Origin of the sequence: Streptomyces sp. SLBN-8D4, from assembly GCF_049739545.1 — a bacterium.
Classification (GTDB): domain Bacteria; phylum Actinomycetota; class Actinomycetes; order Streptomycetales; family Streptomycetaceae; genus Streptomyces; species Streptomyces canus_C.
The window spans coordinates 8,950,105-8,967,836 of sequence record NZ_JBMGQC010000001.1; the positions used below are offsets into that span (position 1 = coordinate 8,950,105).

Consider the following 17,732-nt stretch of genomic DNA (forward strand, 5'->3'; position numbering starts at 1 on the left):
ATGAGGTGACCTCGGCGTGCCCGGACACAGGACAAAGGGGTTCTGCGCTTCGGCCGTCGCACTCGCGCTCTGCGCGCTGGCGGCCGGTTGCGGGGGATCCGGGGAATCGGTCGGCGGCGGCAAGGCCGTGCTGCGCTACACGTGGTGGGGGAACCCCGACCGCGCGGAGCGCACCGACCAGGCCGTCGCCCTGTTCGAGAAACAGCACCCGAACATATCCGTCCAGACGTCGTTCTCGGGATACGACGCCTACAAGCAGAAGCTCGCCGTCCAGGCCTCGGGCGGCGACGCACCCGACGTGATGCAGCTCGACTACCGCCAGATCGACCAGTACGCCTCGGGCGGTGTCCTGCTCGACCTGGCCAAGCAGAAGGCCGTCCTGCGCACCTCGGAGATCGAGTCCGGGCTGCTCGCCACCGGCCGCGTGCACGGCGTCCAGTACGCGATCCCGCAGGGCCGCGGCACCGAGACCGTCGTCTACGACGTCAAGACCTGGAAGGACTCCGGAGTCCCGCTTCCTCGCACGGGCTGGACCTGGGACGACTGGGCCGAGGCCGTGCGCGCACTGCGGGACAGGACCGGCAAGCCCGGAGCCACCGACCCCGGCCAGAGCGAGGACGCCTTCGAGGTCTGGCTGCGTGGCCGGGGCAAGGCCCTCTACACGAAGAGCGGCGGACTGGGCTTCACCGCCGACGACCTCGCCAAGTGGTGGACGTTCACAGACAAGTTGAGGCGCGCGGGGGTGGTCTCCCCGGCCGAGCAGACCACCCAGCTCGACGGCTCCGTGGAGAACACCCCGCTGGGCCGCCGCAAGGCGGTCTCCGACACCAACTGGGACGCCCCGTCGAGCGGTTACCTCGCGATCGTCCCGACGGGGATCGCCCTGGCGCCCATGCCGTCCGGCTCCGACGGCTCACCCGGCCAGTACTTCAAGCCGTCGATGTTCCTCGGCGTCTCCGCCCACACCGGCCATGCGAAGGAAGCGGCCCAGCTCGTCGACTTCCTGCTCAACGACCGGGAGGCGGCGAAGATCCTCGGCGCCACCCGTGGCATCCCCGTCAACGAGACCGTCCGCAAGGAGACCGCGCCCCTCCTGAAGGACTTCGACAGGACGGTCGCCGACTACCAGGCGTCCCTTGAAGGGAAGTTGAAGGATCCGCCGCAGGCTCCGCCCTCCGGCGACAACGCCCTCCAGACCACCTTCCAGCGCGACTACGACCAGGTGTCCTACGAGCGCATGACGCCCCGCGAGGCGGCCGAGAACTACGTCACCGAGGCGAAGGCGGAGCTGAGGTCATGACCACCACCACCGCGATCCCCACCGGGGAGAAGCGTGCACCCGCCGCCACCGCGAAGCGCCGCCCCAAGCGCGAACGCGAGGGCGCCGCCTGGGTGTTCCTCTCCCCGTGGGTCCTCGGCGCGAGCGTCCTCACCCTGCTGCCGATGGCCGTCTCGCTGTACCTGTCCTTCACCGACTACAACCTCTTCGACCCGCCCCACTGGGTGGGCCTGCGCAACTACACGCAGATGTTCACCGAGGACCCGCGGTACTGGCGCTCGGTCCTCACGACCGTGACGTACGTCGTCATAGCCGTGCCCCTGCAGCTGGCGCTGGCCCTGGTCGTCGCGCTCGCCCTGAAGTCCATGAAGCGCGGCAAGGCCTTCTACCGGTCCGCGTTCTACGCCCCCTCGCTGCTCGGCGCCTCCATGTCGATCGCGCTCGTCTGGCGGGCCGTCTTCAACGACGGCGGCACCGTGGACAACCTGTTCGGCACCGGCGGCTGGGTCAACAGGCCCGGCTGGGCGCTGCTCTCCGTCGCCCTGCTGACGGTGTGGCAGTTCGGCGCACCGATGGTCATCTTCCTGGCGGGTCTGCAGCAGATCCCCGCGGAGCTGTACGAGGCGGCGGCGGTCGACGGCGCCGGCCGATGGCGGCAGTTCCTGTCCGTCACCGTGCCCATGCTGTCCCCGGTGCTCTTCTTCAACCTGGTCCTCCAGACCATCCAGGCCTTCCAGGTCTTCACACCCGCCTTCGCGGTGAGCGCGGGCAAGGGCGGCCCCGCCGACTCCACCCTCGTCTACACGATGTACCTCTACGACCGCGGCTTCGTCGCCTCCCACATGGGTTACGCCTCCGCCATGGCCTGGGTGCTGCTGCTGGTCATCGGCGTCGTCACCGCGGTGCTGTTCCGCACCTCGCGTTCCTGGGTCTTCTACGCGTCCGAGGGGGAGCGATGACCTCCGTACCAACTGCCGCCGCCCGCAAGCCCGTTCGCTGGAGCCGGGTCGCCCTGCACCTCGGCTGTCCGGCCGCCCTGCTCGTGATGCTCTATCCGCTGGCCTGGCTCCTTGCCACCTCGCTCAAGCCCGCCGACGAGGTGATCGCGAGTCTCGACCTGCTGCCCAGCCACCTGGAGTGGTCGAACTACCGGACCGCCTTCGAGGGCGTCAACGACGTCTCCGTCTGGCGGCTGCTGTCCAACTCCCTGCTGATCGCGGGCGGCGCGGTCCTCGGCAACGTCATCAGCTGCTCCCTGGCCGCCTACGCCTTCGCAAGGCTGCGCTTCCGCTTCCGCGGCCCGATGTTCGCCTTCATGATCGCCACGATCATGCTGCCGCACCACGCGATCCTGATCCCGCAGTACATCATCTTCAACCAGCTCGGCCTGGTGAACACCTACTGGCCGCTGATCCTGCCCAAGTTCCTGGCCACGGAGGCGTTCTTCGTCTTCCTCATCGTGCAGTTCATGCGCGGTCTGCCGCGTGAGCTGGAGGAGGCCGCCCGCATCGACGGCTGCGGTCCGTTCCGCAGCTTCTTCCAGATCGTGCTGCCGCTGACCAGGCCCGCGCTGATCACCACGGCGATCTTCACCTTCATCTGGACCTGGAACGACTTCTTCACCCAGCTCATCTACCTCTTCGACCCGGACAAGTTCACGCTCACGCTCGCCCTCAGGTCGTTCGTGGACGCCTCCAGCCAGTCGGCGTTCGGCCCGATGTTCGCGATGTCGGTGATCGCGCTGCTGCCGATCGTGCTGTTCTTCCTCGCCTTCCAGCGGTTCCTGGTGGAGGGCATGGCGAGTTCGGGACTCAAGGGATGAGCGGGATGCGTGCTCGTGAACCCGGCGAGGTCTTCGGACCCCGGATGACCCTGTTCGCCGACATGCTGAGCGTCGGTCTGGCAACAGCCGTCGTGTGTCTGCCGGTGGTGACGGCCCCGGCCGCCCTGTCGACCGCGTGCGCGGTCCTGCGGGGTGCGGGGGAGGGGCGACCCGCCACCGCGGGACGGTACGTCGCCGCGCTACGGCGACGGCTGCGGGCCGGCGACCTGGCGGCGGGCGCCGTCGCCCTGGCCGGTGGGCTGCTGTTCCTGGCGGACCTCGCGCTCGCCGGGGCCGGGCTGCCGGGGGCACCGCTGTTCGCGGTGGTGGCCGCCGGCATCGGCACGGCCGCCCTGGTGGTGGGCCTGAGGGCCTGCGCCCGCCCCGAGTCGCTCACCGACTGGCCGGCCGCCGTGCGCGAGGCCGCCCGCGATGCCGTACGGGACGTGGGCGGGAGTGCCCTGGTGCTGCTCGCCGTGGCCACGGCGGCCCTGTGCGCCTGGATGCTGGTGCCGCTGGCCTTCCTGGTCCCCGGACCGTTGGCGCTGGCCCTGACCGCCGTTCACGTTCGACTGGCCGCCACATCCGGGAGCTGAGGGGTGACCGCCTCGCCCCGGCCCTCATCGCCGTCGCCGCCCACGCCTAAGGAGGCCCTGGTCACCTGGTCACGCCGCTCGGAACGACCGCAGCCGCAGCGAGTTGCCCACCACGAACACCGACGAGAACGCCATCGCCGCACCGGCCAGCATCGGGTTGAGCAGCCCGGCCGCGGCGAGCGGCAGCGCGGCCACGTTGTAGGCGAACGCCCAGAACAGATTGGAGCGGATCGTGCCCAGGGTCCGGCGGGCGAGCCGGATGGCGTCCGCCGCGGCCCGAAGGTCGCCCCGGACGAGGGTCAGGTCGCCCGCCTCGATCGCGGCATCCGTGCCCGTGCCCATCGCCAGGCCCAGGTCGGCCTGAGCCAGCGCGGCCGCGTCGTTGACCCCGTCGCCGACCATCGCGACCGAACGGCCCTCCGCCTGAAGCCGCTTGACGACGTCGACCTTGTCCTGCGGCAGCACCTCGGCGATCACCTGCCCGGGGTCGATGCCGACCTCGCGGGCCACGGACTCGGCCACGGCCCGGTTGTCACCGGTCAGCAGCATCGGGGTGAGCCCGAGCGCGCGCAGCCGGGTGACGGCCTCACGGCTGGTGTCCTTGACCGCGTCGGCGACTTCGAGCACGGCCCTTGCCTCCCCGTCCCAGGCGACCGCGACCACGGTACGGCCGGCCGACTCCGCGGCGTCCTTCCTGAGCCGGAGCTCCTCGGGCAGCTCCATCGCCCAGTCGGCGAGCAGCCGCTCGCGTCCGACGAGGACCGCGTGACCGTCGACGATTCCCTGCACGCCGAGCCCCGGAACGTTGGCGAAGTCCTCGGGCACGGGCAGTGAACCCAGCTTCTCCAGCGCCCCGTCGGAGACCGCGCGGGCCACCGGGTGCTCCGACGCGTGCTCCAAGGCGCCCGCCAGGCGCAGGACTTCGGCCTCGTCGGTGCCGTGGGCCGCGTGCACGGCCAGCAGGGTCATCCGGCCGGTGGTGACGGTGCCGGTCTTGTCCAGGACGACGGTGTCGACCTTGCGCGTGGACTCCAGGACCTCAGGGCCCTTGATGAGGATGCCGAGTTGCGCACCGCGACCGGTCCCGACCAGCAGCGCGGTCGGCGTGGCCAGGCCGAGGGCGCACGGGCAGGCGATGATCAGCACCGCGACGGCGGCGGTGAACGCGGCGGCCGTACTCGCGCCGTTGCCGAGCCAGAAGCCGAGGGTGCCCAGCGCAAGGGCGATCACCACCGGCACGAACACCGCGGAGATCCGGTCCGCGAGCCGCTGCGCGGCCGCCTTGCCGTTCTGCGCGTCCTCGACCAGCTTGGCCATCCTGGCGAGTTGGGTGTCCGCGCCGACCCGGGTCGCCTCGACGACGAGCCGTCCGCCCGCGTTGAGGGTGGCACCGGTGACGGAGTCGCCGGGCGTGACCTCCACGGGCACCGACTCACCGGTGAGCATCGAGGCGTCCACGGCGGAGGAGCCTTCGACGACGGTCCCGTCGGTGGCGATCTTCTCACCGGGACGGACGAGGAAGCGGTCTCCCACCTTCAACTCCCCGACAGGCACGGTCTGTTCGTGGCCTCCCGCGTGCACCACGGTCACGTCCTTCGCGCCCAGCTCCAGCAGCGCCCTCAAGGCCGCGCCCGCCTTGCGCTTGGAGCGGGCCTCGAAGTACCGCCCGGCCAGGATGAACGCGGTCACCCCGGCCGCCGCCTCCAGATACAGGTTCCCGGTGCCCTCGCCGCGGGCGATCGTCAGCTCGAAGGGGTGCTTCATGCCCGGCGTCCCGGCGGTCCCGAGGAACAGCGCCCACAGCGACCAGCCGAAGGCGGCCGTCGTGCCGACCGAGATCAACGTGTCCATGCTGGCCGCGCCATGCCGGGCGTTGGTGAACGCCGCCTTGTGGAAGGGCCATCCGGCGTACGTCACCACGGGCGCCGCCAGCGTCAGCGACAGCCACTGCCAGTACTCGAACTGCAGCGCCGGGACCATCGCCATCGCGACGACGGGTACCGCCAGCACCACGGCGGTCGTCAACCGCTCGCGCAGGGACCGCAGTTCGTCGGATTCCCCTTGGTCGGATTCCCTGTCGTCGGGGGCGGACGGTTCCGGCGGCGCCGGTTCCCGGGCCGTGTACCCGGTCTTCTCCACGGTCGCTATGAGGTCCTGGACCGACACGCCCGCGGCGTGGGTGACCTTGGCCTTCTCGGTGGCGTAGTTGACGGTGGCGGTGACCCCGTCCATCCGGTTGAGCTTCTTCTCGATGCGTGCCGCGCAGGAGGCACAGGTCATGCCGCCGATCGCGAGTTCGGTCTCGGCCGCTGCGGTGGTGGTCATCGACGCTCCTCATGGATACCGGGTGGGGGTATTCTGTGATGCGACTCCTGTATACCCCGGGTAGGTATTCAGGGCAAGCGATCGAGTGGGTTGACTTGATACCCCCCAGGGGTATGGTGAAGTGCATCGGGAACCCCTGTCGAGCCGGAGGAGCCGGTCATGCACGCTGGACTGAAGATCACCGCATTCGCCGCCGCGCTGGCCGCGACGTTCGGCACCGCCTACGGCGTGGGCCAGGGCATGGGCCCTGTCGTCGACGACGAGCCGCCCGCCCGTCACGACGCGCACACGGGCGGCGGCTCACGGCAATCGGAGCACCCAGGAGAACCGGACCGCTCGGGACACTCGGGGCGCGAGGGGCACTCGGGGCACGAGATGTCCCCGGCCGGCGGCCTCCAGATCTCCGAGAACGGCTACACCCTCGATCTGCGGACCCCTCGTCTCGCGGCCGGCCGCACCGCCGACCTCCGCTTCGCCATCCGGGGTGACGACGGGCGCGCGGTCACCGCCTACCGCCGGGAGCACGACAAGGAACTCCACCTCATCGTCGCCTCACGCGACCTGAACACCTACCGTCATCTGCACCCCACCAGGGCGGCCGACGGAACCTGGAGCATCCCCGTGTCCCTGCCCCGGGCGGGCGGCTACCGGGTCTTCGCCGACTTCACCCCGGAGAAGAAGGGCGCCGAGAACGTCACCCTCGGCGCGGATCTGGCCGTGTCGGGCACCTACGCGCCACAGCCCCTGCCGGCGCCGAACACCACCGCCACGACCGACGGCTACGAGGTGAAGCTCGGCGGAGCCCTGCGCCCCGGCGCCGCCCACGAGCTGAAACCGACCGTGTCCCGAGGCGGCAGGCCGGTCACCGACCTCCAGCCCTACCTCGGCGCCTACGGCCACCTGGTCGCCCTGCGCTCCGGCGACCTCGCCTACCTCCACGTCCATCCGAACGGCGAGCCCGGCGACGGCACCACCGCCGCCGGCCCGGACATCTCCTTCACGGCCACGGCGCCCAGCAGCGGCACCTACCGGCTCTTCCTCGACTTCAAGCACGACGGCAAGGTGCACACCGCCGCGTTCACGGTCAGCACGGGAGGAGCGGTCGCCGCGCCCATGGACGAGGCCCCCCGCGAGTCCTCCGGCGCACACGGCCACTGACCCTCAGCCGATGAGGGCCCCCGCGCCCCCGACCCGCACCCGGGGGTCGCCCGCACGCAGGGTCACCGTGAGCTCGCCGGGGCGGCCCAGGTCCTCACCCTGGTGCAGGGTGAGGACGGCGTCCTCCGGGACCAGCCCGAGCTCGCGGGCGTACGCACCGAACGCCGCGGCCGCGGCACCGGTCGCCGGGTCCTCGACGACACCGCCCACGGGGAACGGGTCACGGACGTGGAAGACGGTGTCCGACTCCCGCCACACCAACTGGACCGTGGTCAGGTCCAGTCGGTGCATCAGGGCTTCGAGGCGCGCGAAGTCGTACGCCAGCTCCGCGAGGCGCGCGCGGGTCGCCGCCGCCAGGACGAGATGGCGGGCACCCGCGAAGGCGATCTTGGGCGGGAACGCGGGGTCGAGATCGGTGGCGGGCCAGTCGAGCGCGGCCAGCGCCTCCGCGAGATCTGCGTCGGAGACCTCCTGGACGTGCGGGGCGACGCTGGTGAGCGTGGCCCTGACCGTCCCGCCCTCCTCGGCCACCGACACCGGCACGGTTCCGGCGGGCGTGGCGAACACCAGCTCTCCCGGGCCGATCCGCTCGGCCAGCGCGACAGCGGTCGCGACGGTGGCGTGCCCGCAGAACGGCACCTCGGCCTTGGGGCTGAAGTAACGGATGGTGAACGTCCGTCCCTCCGGCCCGTCCAGTCCCTCGGGCGGCGCGGTCAGAAAGGCGGACTCGGAGTATCCGAGCTCGGCGGCGATGGCCAGCATGTCTCCGTCGTCCAGGGTGGAGGCGTCCAGTACGACGCCGGCGGGGTTGCCGCCCTCGGGAGAGCTGGAGAAGGCGGTGTATCGCAGGACCTCGGGCCGCGTCGTGTTCGTCGTCATGCTGGCGGCAACGTGGGACCGGGTGGCGGCTATTCCGGGTGCTCAGCCGAGGGCCCGGTCCAGGTTGAACGCGGCGCTGATCAGGGCGAGATGGGTGAACGCCTGCGGGAAGTTGCCCTGTTGCTCGCCGGTGTTGCTGATCTCCTCGGCGTACAGGCCCAGATGGTTGGCGTAGGTGAGCATCTTCTCGAAGGCCAGGCGTGCTTCGTCGATCCGCCCGGCGTGCACCATCGCCTCGACGTACCAGAACGAACAGATCGAGAAGGTGCCCTCGTCGCCGCGCAGTCCGTCGGGGCTGGCCGTCGGGTCGTAGCGGTAGACGAGCGAGTCCGACACCAGCTCCTCGGTCAGAGCGTCCAGCGTGGACAGCCACTTCGGGTCGGTCGGCGCGATGAACTTGGTGAGCGGCATCATCAGCACGGCCGCGTCCAGCACATCGCCGTCCTCGTGCTGCACGAACGCCTGCCGGGTCTCCGACCAGCCACGGTCCATGATCCGCCGGTAGATCGCGTCCCGGCTCTCCCGCCAGCGGTTCAGGTCGGCCGGCAGTCCGCGCCGGTTGGCCATGCGGATCGCCCGCTCGATCGCCACCCAGCACATCAGCCGCGAGTACAGGAAGTTCTTGCGGCCGCCCCGGGTCTCCCAGATGCCCTCGTCGGGCTGGTCCCAGTGCGCGCACACCCACTCCACGAGCGTGCACACGTCGTCCCACTGGCCGCTGGAGATCGGCTTGGCCCACTTGTCGTAGAGGTAGATCGAGTCGATCAGGGCGCCGTAGATGTCGAGTTGCAGCTGGTCGGCGGCCGCGTTGCCGACCCGGACCGGCGCCGAGCCCTGATGCCCCTCCAGGTGGCCGAGTTCACGCTCCGTCAGATCGGTGCGGCCGTCGATGCCGTACATGATCTGGAGCGGCCCGGAGTGGCCGTTGCCGTCCGGACTGACGTGCCGGATGAGGAAGTCCATGAACGCCTCGGCCTCGCTGGTGAAGCCGAGCCGCAGCAGCGCGTACACGCAGAAGGCGGCATCCCGCACCCACACGTACCGGTAGTCCCAGTTGCGCTCGCCGCCTAGCTGCTCGGGCAGGCTGGTGGTCGGCGCGGCCACGATGGCGCCGGTGGGCGCGTAGGTGAGCAGCTTGAGGGTGAGGGCGGAGCGGTGCACCATCTCCCGCCAGCGGCCCCGGTACTTGGAGGCGGACAGCCAGTGCCGCCAGTAGGCGACCGTGCTGGTGAACTGCTCCTCGGCCTCGGTGCGCGCGCACCGGCGCGGGGTCACCTCGCCGCCGACCTGGTCCAGCGCGAACACCGCCGACTCGCCCTCGGAGAGCTTGAAGTCGGCGCGCGCGTCCGGGCCTTCGGTCTCCAGCGGCACGGTCGCGGTCAGGCCCAGCGACAGCTTCGGGGACTCGAAGACCGCCACGTCCCCGACCATGCGCACGGTGTGCGGCTGGGCGCCGTAGTCGAAGCGCGGCGCCACACGCGTGCGGAACGGGATCGAACCGCGCACGCACACCACCCGCCGGATCAGCCGGTGCCGCTCGGTCTCCACCGTGTCGCCGTCGACCGGCATGAAGTCCTGGACCTCGCCCACGCCGTCCTCGGTGTAGAACCGGGTGATCAGGACGTTGGTGTCGGGGAAGTAGAACTGCTTGGTCCGTGCCGGCACGGTCGCCGCCAGCTCGAAGCTGCCGCCGCGCTCCGCGTCCAGGATCGACGCGAAGACACTCGGCGCGTCGAAGGACGGGCAGCAGTACCAGTCGATCGTGCCGTCGGTCCCGACGAGCGCCACACTGCGCAGGTCGCCGATCAGACCGTGCTCGGCGATCGGCAGGTAGCCCATGTCGGCCCTGGGTGATCCGCTGTGATCCCTGGCTGATCCGTTCATCGCAGCCTCCTGCGGATCAGCCTAGGCAGGATCGGCCACGGGTGTCAGGGGAACAGCCCGCACACCGAATCTCCCCGGCCTTCAGACGGTGAGGACCCGCAGCCCCGCCTCCTCGAACCGCCGGACCGTCTCCGGCGCCGCCGCCGCGTCCGTGACCAGTGTGCCGACCTTCTCGGCCGCGCAGATCCGGGCGAAGGCGCGCTGCCCCAGCTTGCTGGAGTCGGCGGCGACGACCACCCGCTCGGCCCGCTCGCACAGCAGCCGGTTGATCGCGGCCTCCGCCTCGTCGTGGGCGGCGGCACCGTGCGTGACGTCGAAGGCGACGACACCGAGCACCGCCACGTCGAGGGTGATCTGGCTCAGCACGCCGTCCGCGAGCGGCCCGACGAGCTCGTACGACTGCGGACGCGCGACCCCGCCCGTCAGCACGATCTTGAACTGGGGACGTACGGCCAGCTCATTGGCGATGTTGAGCGCGTTGGTGACGATCGTCAGCGCGGGGGAGCCGCCGGCGAGGTCCCCGCGCACGGCGAGCGCCCGCGCCACCTCGGTCGTGGTCGTGCCCCCGGTCAGCCCCACCGCCTCACCTGGCGCGATCAGCTCCCCGACCGCCTTCGCGATGCGCTGCTTCTCGGAGGCGTGGCGGGCCGTCTTGTACCGCAGCGGCAGCTCGTACGACACCCCGTGCACGACCGCTCCGCCCCGGGTGCGCACCAGCATCTGCTGCTCGGCCAGCTGGTCGAAGTCACGGCGGATCGTGGCGGCCGAGACCTCCAGATCGGCGGCCGCCTCCTCGACGTCCAGCCGGCCCCGCTCGACGAGCAGCTCCAGCAGCGCCTTCCAACGGGCGTCCCGCGACATCCGTACCCTCCGCTCCTCCACCTCCGGCGACCTTAGCGCACCGTCCTTGAGCGCCAATGCTTGATTGTGCTTGAAAGGGCGCTGTATCTTGCAAGAAAAATCAAAATGAGGGAGGCGTACGGCATGACCCATGTCGAGGACGAGCTGACCAGCCAGCCCGAGTGCTGGACCCGGGCGGTGGCGGAGGCCACCCGCCACGTCGACGCGCTCCCGGCAGCCGGGGAGCGGGTCGCGATCGTCGGGTGCGGCACCTCGTACTTCATGGCGCAGGCGGTGGCGGCGCTGCGGGAGGGCGCGGGCCAGGGCGAGACGGACGCCTTCGCCGCGTCGGAGTTCCCGCGCGGCCGCTCGTACGACCGGGTCGTCGCCCTCACCCGCTCCGGTACGACGACCGAAGTCCTCGACGTGCTGGGGCAGTTGAAGGGGCGCACCCGCACCACCGCGCTCACCGCAGACCCCGCCACCCCCGTCATGACCGCCGCCGACGAGGTCGTCGTCCTCGACTTCGCCGACGAACGCTCCGTCGTCCAGACACGGTTCGCGACCACCGCCCTCACCCTGCTCCGCGCCCACCTGGGCCTGCACACCGACGCCGTCGTCGCCGACGCCCGCACCGCGCTCTCGACGCCCCTGCCCGAAGGCCTCGTCGACTGCACACAGTTCACCTTCCTCGGCAGGGGCTGGACGGTGGGGCTGGCCAACGAGGCCGGACTGAAGATGCGCGAGGCCTGTCTCGCCTGGACCGAGGCCTACCCGGCGATGGAGTACCGGCACGGCCCCATCAGCGTCACCACCCACGGCACCGCCACCTGGATGCTCGGCGAGGCCCCGGAAGGACTGGCCGGACAGGTGCGGGAGACCGGCGGACTGTGGGTACCGGGCGCCCTGGACCCGCTCGCCGAACTGGTCCGCGTGCAGCGCCTCGCGGTCGCCGTCGCCGCGGTCCGCGGACTCGACCCGGACCGGCCCCGCCACCTCACCCGCTCGGTGATCCTCGCCCGCCCCTAGGAGACCCCGTGCCCTTGGCCACCACCGGCGAGCTCGTCACCCGGGCCGCCGCCGCCCGTACCGCCGTCGCCGCCTTCAACGTCATCACCCTGGAACACGTCGAGGCCGTCATCGCCGGCGCCGAGTCCCTTGATGCGCCCGTCGTCCTCCAAGTCAGCGAGAACGCCGTCAAGTTCCGCCACGGCCGCCTCCGCCCGCTGGCCCGCGCCGCCGCCACCGCGGCCGAACGCGCCGCCGTACCGGTCGCGTTGCACCTGGACCACGTCCAGAGCGACGAGCTGCTCCGGCAGGCGGCCGACGCCGGCTTCGGCTCCGTGATGTACGACGCGGCCCACCTGCCCTACGCCGAGAACCTCGCCGCGACCCGGGCCGCGGCCGACTGGGCGCACTCCCAAGGGCTGTGGATCGAGGCCGAGTTGGGGGAGGTGGGCGGCAAACAGGGCCGGCCTCCGCTGGACGCCCACGCCCCCGGCGCCCGCACCGACCCCGCCGAGGCCCGCGCCTTCGTCACCGACTCCGGTGTGGACGCCCTCGCCGTGGCCATCGGCAGTGCCCACGCGATGACCGAACGCACCGCGACGCTCGACCACGACCTGCTCAAGCGTCTCGCCGCCATCCTGGACGTCCCCCTCGTCCTGCACGGTTCCTCCGGAGTCCGCGACGAGGAACTCACCGCGGCCGTCGCGGGCGGCATCGCCAAGGTGAACGTCGGCACCGCGCTGAACGTCGCCATGACCGGCGCGATCCGGGAGTTCCTGACCGCTCACCCCGAGGCGGTGGACTCCCGCGTGTACCTGAGTGCCGGGCGGGACGCCATGGTCGAGGCGGCCCGGCGGATCATCCGGCTGCTCGGGCGGTGAGGACGGGCTGGTAGAACCCGCTGGACGCCGGATCGTGCCACCGCAGGTCGACGAAACCGGCCGCGGTCACGAACTCCGTCAGCTGCGCACGCGTCAGCGCCCAGGAGGCCGTGCGACGGACACGGACGGCCCAGTCGTCCCCGTCGCCGGGCAACAGTTGGAAGTACTCCTGGTCGTAGCGCTCGCCGTCCTCGTGCCAGTGCCACAGCTGGAAGGTGATCACCCGGCCGTCGGAGCCCTCGGAGCCCTCGGAGCCCTCGGAGACCTGCGGAGGCGCGCCCCCGGGCCTGGTCCGGCGGAGCTCGTCGTAGTCCCTGAGGGTGAGCAGCAGCAGACCCCCGTCCCGCAGCACCCGCCGCATGTCCGCGAGCGCGGCCGCCACGTCCCGGTCCGTCAGCAGATGAGCCATGGAATTGTCGGCGCAGACGACCACGTCGAAGACGGACGACACGAACGGCAACCGTCGCATGTCCGCGGCTGCCGTCGGCAGCCGGGCACCGCGCGCCGCCGCCTCCGCAGCGGCGCGCGTGGCCGCGACGGGACTGAGATCGCTGCCGACGACCTGGTGCCCGGCCAGCGCCAGCCCGATCGCCTGGGTCCCGATCCCGCACGAGCAGTCCAGGATCCGGTGCGGGCCCGGCCCCAGGAGAGCGCCCAGGGCGGCCGCCTGGCGGGTGATGCTGGCGTCCCAGTCCGCGAAGATCCGGTGGTAGTCAGGTGCCAGCGAGTCGTAGAACTCCCGCGTCGAGGAATCAGTCACTCGACCTTTTTACCGCCTTGAGCACCACGAACTTGGGGTCACTGGCGACCAGTTGGCTGTTTCCGAACAGCTTCCGCAGCTTCACGTGGTACCCGAGGTGCCGGTTCCCGACCACCCACAGCTCACCGCCGGGCCGTAGCGTCCTGCGCGCATCGGCGAACATCCGCCAGGCCGTCGCGTCGGTCGTGGCCTGGTGGGAATGGAACGGCGGGTTGTTGAGGACGAGGTCGACGCTGTCCGCCGGGACCCCCGTCAGACCGTCCCCGACCCGGAACTCCGCGTGCCCCGGCACCCCGTTCGCCTTGTACGTCCCCTCCGCCGAGGCCACGGCCTGGAAGGACTCGTCGACGAACAGCACCTCGGCCTCGGGATTCGCCAGGGCCACCGCCGTGCCGACGATCCCGTTGCCGCAGCCCAGGTCCACGATCCGCTGGGAGCCGCGGCTGTCCGGGAGATGCTGGAGGAAGAACCGGGTGCCGATGTCGAGCCGGTCCGCGCAGAAGACGCCCGCGTGGTTGACGACGGGCCGTCCGGAGACGGCACCGACGCCCTCCGGGAGCGTGTAGCCGTACGGCCAGGGATTCGCGGGCCGTTCGAGCGACGGCTGCGGCGAGCAGAAGATCAGCCGGGCCTTCTTCTCGGCGAGCGAGGTGCGGGTCGGGCCGAGGATCCGCTCGAACAGCTGGAGCGTCGAGGTGTGGATCTCCTTCACCATGCCGGTGCCGACCACGACCGTGCCCTCGTGCACCGCGGGCGCCAGCCGCGAGAGCTGATCCTCCAGCAGGGCCAGGCTCTTCGGCACGCGCATCAGCAGGACGTCGACCCGGCCGGGCGGCGGGTCCTGTGCGGTGAGCAGCCGCACGGTGCCGGGTTCGACGCCGGCGCGTTCGAGGTTGGCCCGGGTCGCCTCCTGGCTGAGGAAGGAGTCGGTGATCTGCACCGGCCGGTGCGCCGCCAGCGCGGTGACCAGGGCGCCCCAGCGGTCCCCGACCACGACGACGGTGCCGGACAGCGCCACCCCCTCGTCCGCGAGGTGCCTCAGCAGATACTCGTCGGAGGCGTCCCAGGCGCGCAGCCGGTCGCGCGGGTCCTCGGGGAAGCGGGTGAGGGCGAGCTCGCCCCAGGGGCTGGTCATTCGGTCGTCCATCGTGCGTCCAGGCTATCGGAGCCGCAGCTCAGGCCCCTCGGGCAGGATGGAACCCATGGAAGCCGAGCTGTTCCCCAGAGCCCGTACGGAGGTCGCGCCGGGCGCGGTGCACGTGCCGGACTGGCTGGCTCCGGCGCGCCAGCGCGAGCTGCTGGAGGCCTGCCGGGAGTGGGCGCGGCCGCCGGCCGGACTGCGCACGGTCCGCACCCCGGGCGGCGGCACGATGACCGCACGGCAGGTCTGCCTGGGCTGGCACTGGTACCCGTACGGCTACGCCCGCACGGTCGTCGACGGCGACGGGGCACCGGTGAAGCCCTTCCCGCACCGGCTGGGCGAGCTGGGCCGGGAAGCCGTGCGGGACGCGCTCGGGACGGAGGCCTCCGGATACGACATCGCACTGATCAACTTCTACGACGGAGACGCCCGCATGGGCATGCACCGCGACAGCGACGAGAAGTCGCAGGCACCCGTGGTCTCCCTGAGCCTCGGCGACACCTGTGTCTTCCGCTTCGGCAACCCCGAGACCCGGACCAGGCCCTGGACGGACGTCGAGCTGCGCAGCGGCGACCTGTTCGTCTTCGGCGGCCCGTCGAGGCTCGCCTACCACGGGGTGCCCCGCGTGCATCCGGGCACCGCGCCCCCCGAGTTGGGGCTGACGGGACGGCTGAACATCACGCTGCGGGTCAGCGGCCTCTAGACCGGGACAACGAACGGATCATGGGAGACTCGCCCTCATGAGCGGCAAGGCGGACCCCCGGCCGGCGGGGGAAGGGACCACCTCCAGGGCGCGGCTGGACCGGGGGCGCGGTGCGCTCGGGCCCGCGTTGGAGCTCGTGCACACCGGGCGTGCGCCCACCCGTGCGGTGCTCACCGCCGAACTCGGGGTGACCCGGGCGACGGCCGGCGCGGTCGCCGCGGAACTGGAGGCGCTCGGGCTGATCCGCGTCGACGCCCGGCCCACCGCCGCCGCCGGTTCGCAGGGCAGGCCCTCGCACCGGCTCGCGGTCGCCGAGGACGGTCCCGTCGTGCTGGCCGCACAGGTGCACGCCGACGGCTTCCGGGCCGCCCTGGTCGGTCTGGGCGGCCGTATCGTCGCCACCGCGCCCGGCTGCGAGACCGTCGACGCCGACCCGGCGAAGGTCCTCGGCTCCGTCGTGGAGGCGGGTGCCGACCTGCTGCGCACGACCGGCCGGCGCTGCGTGGGCGCCGGACTCGCCGTGCCGTCCGCGGTCGCCGAACCCGACGGGCTCGCCCTCAACCCCCTGCATCTGGCCTGGCCCGCGGGCGCCCCCGTCCGCCGTATCTTCGACGAGTGCGTGCGCGCCGCCGGCATCACCGGGCCGGCCTTCGCGGGCAACGACGTCAACCTCGCCGCGCTCGCCGAGCACCGGCACGGCGCGGGCCGCGGTGCCCGCGATCTGCTGTGCGTGGCGACCGGCCACCGGGGTGTGGGCGGCGCACTGGTGCTCGACGGGCGTCTGCACACGGGCAGTTCGGGACTCGCCCTGGAAGTCGGCCACCTCACCGTGAACCCCGAGGGCCGCCCCTGCTACTGCGGCAGCCGCGGCTGCCTGGACGTCGAGGCCGACCCGCTGGCCCTGCTCACGGCGGCCGGACTCGACCCCGGCCCCGAACACTCCCTGCTCCGGCAGGCCGACGACCTCGTCCGCGACCACTACGACGACCCCGCCGTCCGCAGGGCGGCCGAGTCGCTGATCGACCGCCTGGGCCTGGGCCTCGCCGGTCTGGTCAACATCCTCAATCCGGACCGGATCATCCTCGGTGGCCTTCACCGCACCCTCCTGGACGCCGACCCCGGGCGCCTGCGCGCGGTCGTCGCCGAGCGCAGCCTGTGGGGACAGAGCGGCGGCGTCCCCATCCTGGCCTGCACCCTGGACCACAACAGCCTCGTCGGAGCGGCCGAGTTGGCGTGGCAGCCGGTGCTGGACGATCCGCTGGGGGCACTGACCCGTGGCTGAGCTGCTGGAAGCCGGGGGACTGCGCCTGGTCGAGGTGGCGCCCCCGGTGGTCCCGGCCGAGGCGCGGGCAGCCATGGACCGAGAGTGGGACACCGCGGTCCTGGCCAACCCGGCCCTCTTCGACGGCCCGGTGGCGGTGTGCGCGGGACTGTCCCGGGAAACCCCGGACACCCTGCTCGTCTCCTGGTCCCGCGCCACCTACCGCTGCTTCGCTCTGCGCCGCGTCCCGGGCGCCACCGTCCCGCGTTCCCTGTTCGTGAGCGTCGTGCAGCCGACCGAGGACGGACGCGTACTGGTGGGCCGTATGTCCTCGTCCACCGCCGCGCCCGGCCGCTGGCAGTTCCCCGGCGGATCGGTGGAACCACCCACCGGTGACGAGCCGCTCGACGAGCACGCGCTGCGCCGCCACGCGGCCGTGGAACTGGCCGAGGAGACGGGTGTCGACCTCCCGGCCGCCGACCTCACCCGCTGCCTGGTCACCCACGGCGAGGACGGACAGACCGGCGTCCACTACCTGGCACCGCCCCTGCCCGCGCCCCTGCTCCACGAGTGTTTCGAGGCGCTCGTGGCCGCCGAGACGGCACGAGGGCGCGCCCCGGAGTTCGACCGGGTCGCCCTCGTCGGCTCACCGGCCGAACTGCCGGACCTCGCCGGTCCGGACGTCGCATACCTCGAACCCGTCGTCCGCTGGACGAGCCGCCGAGTAGGCTCGTGACATGCGGATCTCCGTCTCCTCGGACATGGACGAACCAGTGGCGCGCACCCTCGTCGACGAGCTGCGCGCGCGGGGCCACGAGGTGGCCGTGCACGGCGCCCTGAGCCCCGGGGCCGACCCGCAGTGGGCCGTCTGTTCCGAGGCCGCGGCCCGTGAAGTCGCCGCGGGGACCGCCGACCAGGCCGTCGTGTGCTGCTGGACCGGCACCGGCGCCTCCATCGCCGCGAACAAGGTCCCCGGCGTACGGGCCGCCCTGTGCACGGACGCCTGCACCGCGGACGGCGCCCGCCGCTGGAACGACGCCAATGCCCTCGCCCTCAGCCTCCGCCTCACCTCCGCGCCGCTCCTCAAGGAGATCCTCGACGCCTGGTTCGCCGCGGAGGCGAGCGAGGACGCCGAGGACCGGGAGAACGTCGCCCGGGTGGGGCGCCTGGACGCCGGCCGGGCCTAGAAGCGCGC

17 protein-coding genes are annotated in these 17,732 nt (G+C 72.0%); 11 read left to right on the forward strand and 6 right to left on the reverse strand.

Annotated elements, in window-relative coordinates; genetic code table 11:
- The first annotated feature begins 16 nt into the window (after positions 1–16).
- From RKD20_RS40530 to RKD20_RS40545, 4 genes are read left to right on the forward strand one after another with little or no spacing between them, the layout of a single operon-like run.
- The gene (locus RKD20_RS40530; RefSeq protein WP_424882056.1) at positions 17–1,300 is read left to right on the forward strand and encodes an ABC transporter substrate-binding protein; all 1,284 of its coding nucleotides are present in this window, start codon (positions 17–19) and stop codon (positions 1,298–1,300) included.
- Positions 1,297–2,238: a carbohydrate ABC transporter permease gene (locus RKD20_RS40535; RefSeq protein WP_424882057.1), complete on the forward strand. Its 942-nt coding sequence runs from the start codon at positions 1,297–1,299 to the stop codon at positions 2,236–2,238. Before RKD20_RS40530 ends, RKD20_RS40535 begins: the two co-directional genes overlap by 4 nt.
- Complete coding sequence (locus RKD20_RS40540) at positions 2,235–3,101, forward strand: carbohydrate ABC transporter permease (RefSeq protein ID WP_424882058.1); 867 nt, start codon at positions 2,235–2,237, stop codon at positions 3,099–3,101. The genes RKD20_RS40535 and RKD20_RS40540 overlap by 4 nt, the downstream gene beginning before the upstream one ends.
- Positions 3,098–3,697: a hypothetical protein gene (locus RKD20_RS40545; RefSeq protein WP_424882059.1), complete on the forward strand. Its 600-nt coding sequence runs from the start codon at positions 3,098–3,100 to the stop codon at positions 3,695–3,697. The genes RKD20_RS40540 and RKD20_RS40545 overlap by 4 nt, the downstream gene beginning before the upstream one ends.
- 69 nt (positions 3,698–3,766) lie before the next feature.
- Here RKD20_RS40545 and RKD20_RS40550 read toward each other — a convergent pair whose 3' ends face one another.
- Positions 3,767–6,022: a heavy metal translocating P-type ATPase gene (locus RKD20_RS40550; RefSeq protein WP_424882060.1), complete on the reverse strand. Its 2,256-nt coding sequence runs from the start codon at positions 6,020–6,022 to the stop codon at positions 3,767–3,769.
- Between the two features lie 159 nt (positions 6,023–6,181).
- On the opposite strand from RKD20_RS40550, the gene RKD20_RS40555 reads away from it, so the two are divergent.
- A complete protein-coding gene (locus RKD20_RS40555; RefSeq protein ID WP_424882061.1) occupies positions 6,182–7,180 on the forward strand; it encodes a hypothetical protein in 999 nt (332 codons plus the stop codon).
- Positions 7,181–7,183: 3 nt separating this feature from the next.
- Here the strand turns inward: RKD20_RS40555 and RKD20_RS40560 are convergent, their stop codons facing one another.
- From RKD20_RS40560 to RKD20_RS40570, 3 genes are all read right to left on the reverse strand, one after another.
- Positions 7,184–8,059 carry a PhzF family phenazine biosynthesis isomerase gene (locus RKD20_RS40560; RefSeq protein ID WP_424882062.1) on the reverse strand — a complete coding sequence of 292 codons (876 nt, stop codon included), beginning with the start codon at positions 8,057–8,059 and terminating at the stop codon, positions 7,184–7,186.
- Positions 8,060–8,101: 42 nt separating this feature from the next.
- Complete coding sequence (locus RKD20_RS40565) at positions 8,102–9,898, reverse strand: glycoside hydrolase family 15 protein (RefSeq protein ID WP_424883438.1); 1,797 nt, start codon at positions 9,896–9,898, stop codon at positions 8,102–8,104.
- Positions 9,899–10,024: 126 nt separating this feature from the next.
- On the reverse strand, positions 10,025–10,804 hold the full coding sequence (locus tag RKD20_RS40570) for a DeoR/GlpR family DNA-binding transcription regulator (RefSeq protein WP_390102934.1): 780 nt from the start codon (positions 10,802–10,804) through the stop codon (positions 10,025–10,027).
- Positions 10,805–10,927: 123 nt separating this feature from the next.
- Between RKD20_RS40570 and RKD20_RS40575 the strand changes: the two genes are divergently transcribed.
- Both RKD20_RS40575 and RKD20_RS40580 read left to right on the forward strand, forming a co-directional pair.
- Positions 10,928–11,812, forward strand: a complete 885-nt coding sequence (locus RKD20_RS40575) for an SIS domain-containing protein (RefSeq protein ID WP_424882063.1) — start codon at positions 10,928–10,930, stop codon at positions 11,810–11,812.
- Between the two features lie 8 nt (positions 11,813–11,820).
- Positions 11,821–12,672 (forward strand): class II fructose-bisphosphate aldolase, encoded by an 852-nt coding sequence (locus tag RKD20_RS40580; protein WP_424882064.1) that lies wholly within the window; start codon positions 11,821–11,823, stop codon positions 12,670–12,672.
- Here the strand turns inward: RKD20_RS40580 and RKD20_RS40585 are convergent.
- Together RKD20_RS40585 and RKD20_RS40590 are read right to left on the reverse strand one after the other, a co-directional pair.
- A complete protein-coding gene (locus RKD20_RS40585) occupies positions 12,650–13,432 on the reverse strand; it encodes a class I SAM-dependent methyltransferase (protein WP_424882065.1) in 783 nt (260 codons plus the stop codon). The genes RKD20_RS40580 and RKD20_RS40585 overlap by 23 nt on opposite strands.
- Positions 13,425–14,567: a methyltransferase gene (locus RKD20_RS40590; RefSeq protein ID WP_424882066.1), complete on the reverse strand. Its 1,143-nt coding sequence runs from the start codon at positions 14,565–14,567 to the stop codon at positions 13,425–13,427. The genes RKD20_RS40585 and RKD20_RS40590 overlap by 8 nt, the downstream gene beginning before the upstream one ends.
- Before the next feature lie 67 nt (positions 14,568–14,634).
- Here RKD20_RS40590 and RKD20_RS40595 point away from each other — a divergent pair, with 67 nt between their 5' ends.
- The 4 genes from RKD20_RS40595 to RKD20_RS40610 are packed head-to-tail and all read left to right on the forward strand — an operon-like array spanning position 14,635 to position 17,724.
- Complete coding sequence (locus tag RKD20_RS40595) at positions 14,635–15,276, forward strand: alpha-ketoglutarate-dependent dioxygenase AlkB family protein (RefSeq protein WP_424882067.1); 642 nt, start codon at positions 14,635–14,637, stop codon at positions 15,274–15,276.
- Positions 15,277–15,313: 37 nt separating this feature from the next.
- Positions 15,314–16,558 carry an ROK family protein gene (locus tag RKD20_RS40600; RefSeq protein ID WP_424882068.1) on the forward strand — a complete coding sequence of 415 codons (1,245 nt, stop codon included), beginning with the start codon at positions 15,314–15,316 and terminating at the stop codon, positions 16,556–16,558.
- Positions 16,551–17,273: an NUDIX hydrolase gene (locus RKD20_RS40605; RefSeq protein WP_424882069.1), complete on the forward strand. Its 723-nt coding sequence runs from the start codon at positions 16,551–16,553 to the stop codon at positions 17,271–17,273. The genes RKD20_RS40600 and RKD20_RS40605 overlap by 8 nt, the downstream gene beginning before the upstream one ends.
- Before the next feature lies 1 nt (position 17,274).
- Entirely contained in the window at positions 17,275–17,724 is a 450-nt protein-coding gene (locus RKD20_RS40610) for an RpiB/LacA/LacB family sugar-phosphate isomerase (protein WP_424882070.1), read from the forward strand.
- The last annotated feature ends 8 nt before the right edge of the window (positions 17,725–17,732 follow it).

What these genes read in the sequence shown, in the direction of transcription:
- RKD20_RS40535 (WP_424882057.1), top strand. Translation starts at nt 1,297, where the DNA reads ATGACCACCACCACCGCGATCCCCACCGGGGAGAAGCGTGCACCCGCC.
- RKD20_RS40540 (WP_424882058.1), top strand. Translation starts at nt 2,235, where the DNA reads ATGACCTCCGTACCAACTGCCGCCGCCCGCAAGCCCGTTCGCTGGAGC.
- RKD20_RS40545 (WP_424882059.1), top strand. Translation starts at nt 3,098, where the DNA reads ATGAGCGGGATGCGTGCTCGTGAACCCGGCGAGGTCTTCGGACCCCGG.
- RKD20_RS40550 (WP_424882060.1), bottom strand. Translation starts at nt 6,022, where the DNA reads ATGACCACCACCGCAGCGGCCGAGACCGAACTCGCGATCGGCGGCATG.
- RKD20_RS40555 (WP_424882061.1), top strand. Translation starts at nt 6,182, where the DNA reads ATGCACGCTGGACTGAAGATCACCGCATTCGCCGCCGCGCTGGCCGCG.
- RKD20_RS40560 (WP_424882062.1), bottom strand. Translation starts at nt 8,059, where the DNA reads ATGACGACGAACACGACGCGGCCCGAGGTCCTGCGATACACCGCCTTC.
- RKD20_RS40565 (WP_424883438.1), bottom strand. Translation starts at nt 9,898, where the DNA reads ATGGGCTACCTGCCGATCGCCGAGCACGGTCTGATCGGCGACCTGCGC.
- RKD20_RS40570 (WP_390102934.1), bottom strand. Translation starts at nt 10,804, where the DNA reads ATGTCGCGGGACGCCCGTTGGAAGGCGCTGCTGGAGCTGCTCGTCGAG.
- RKD20_RS40575 (WP_424882063.1), top strand. Translation starts at nt 10,928, where the DNA reads ATGACCCATGTCGAGGACGAGCTGACCAGCCAGCCCGAGTGCTGGACC.
- RKD20_RS40590 (WP_424882066.1), bottom strand. Translation starts at nt 14,567, where the DNA reads ATGACCAGCCCCTGGGGCGAGCTCGCCCTCACCCGCTTCCCCGAGGAC.
- RKD20_RS40595 (WP_424882067.1), top strand. Translation starts at nt 14,635, where the DNA reads ATGGAAGCCGAGCTGTTCCCCAGAGCCCGTACGGAGGTCGCGCCGGGC.
- RKD20_RS40600 (WP_424882068.1), top strand. Translation starts at nt 15,314, where the DNA reads ATGAGCGGCAAGGCGGACCCCCGGCCGGCGGGGGAAGGGACCACCTCC.
- RKD20_RS40610 (WP_424882070.1), top strand. Translation starts at nt 17,275, where the DNA reads ATGCGGATCTCCGTCTCCTCGGACATGGACGAACCAGTGGCGCGCACC.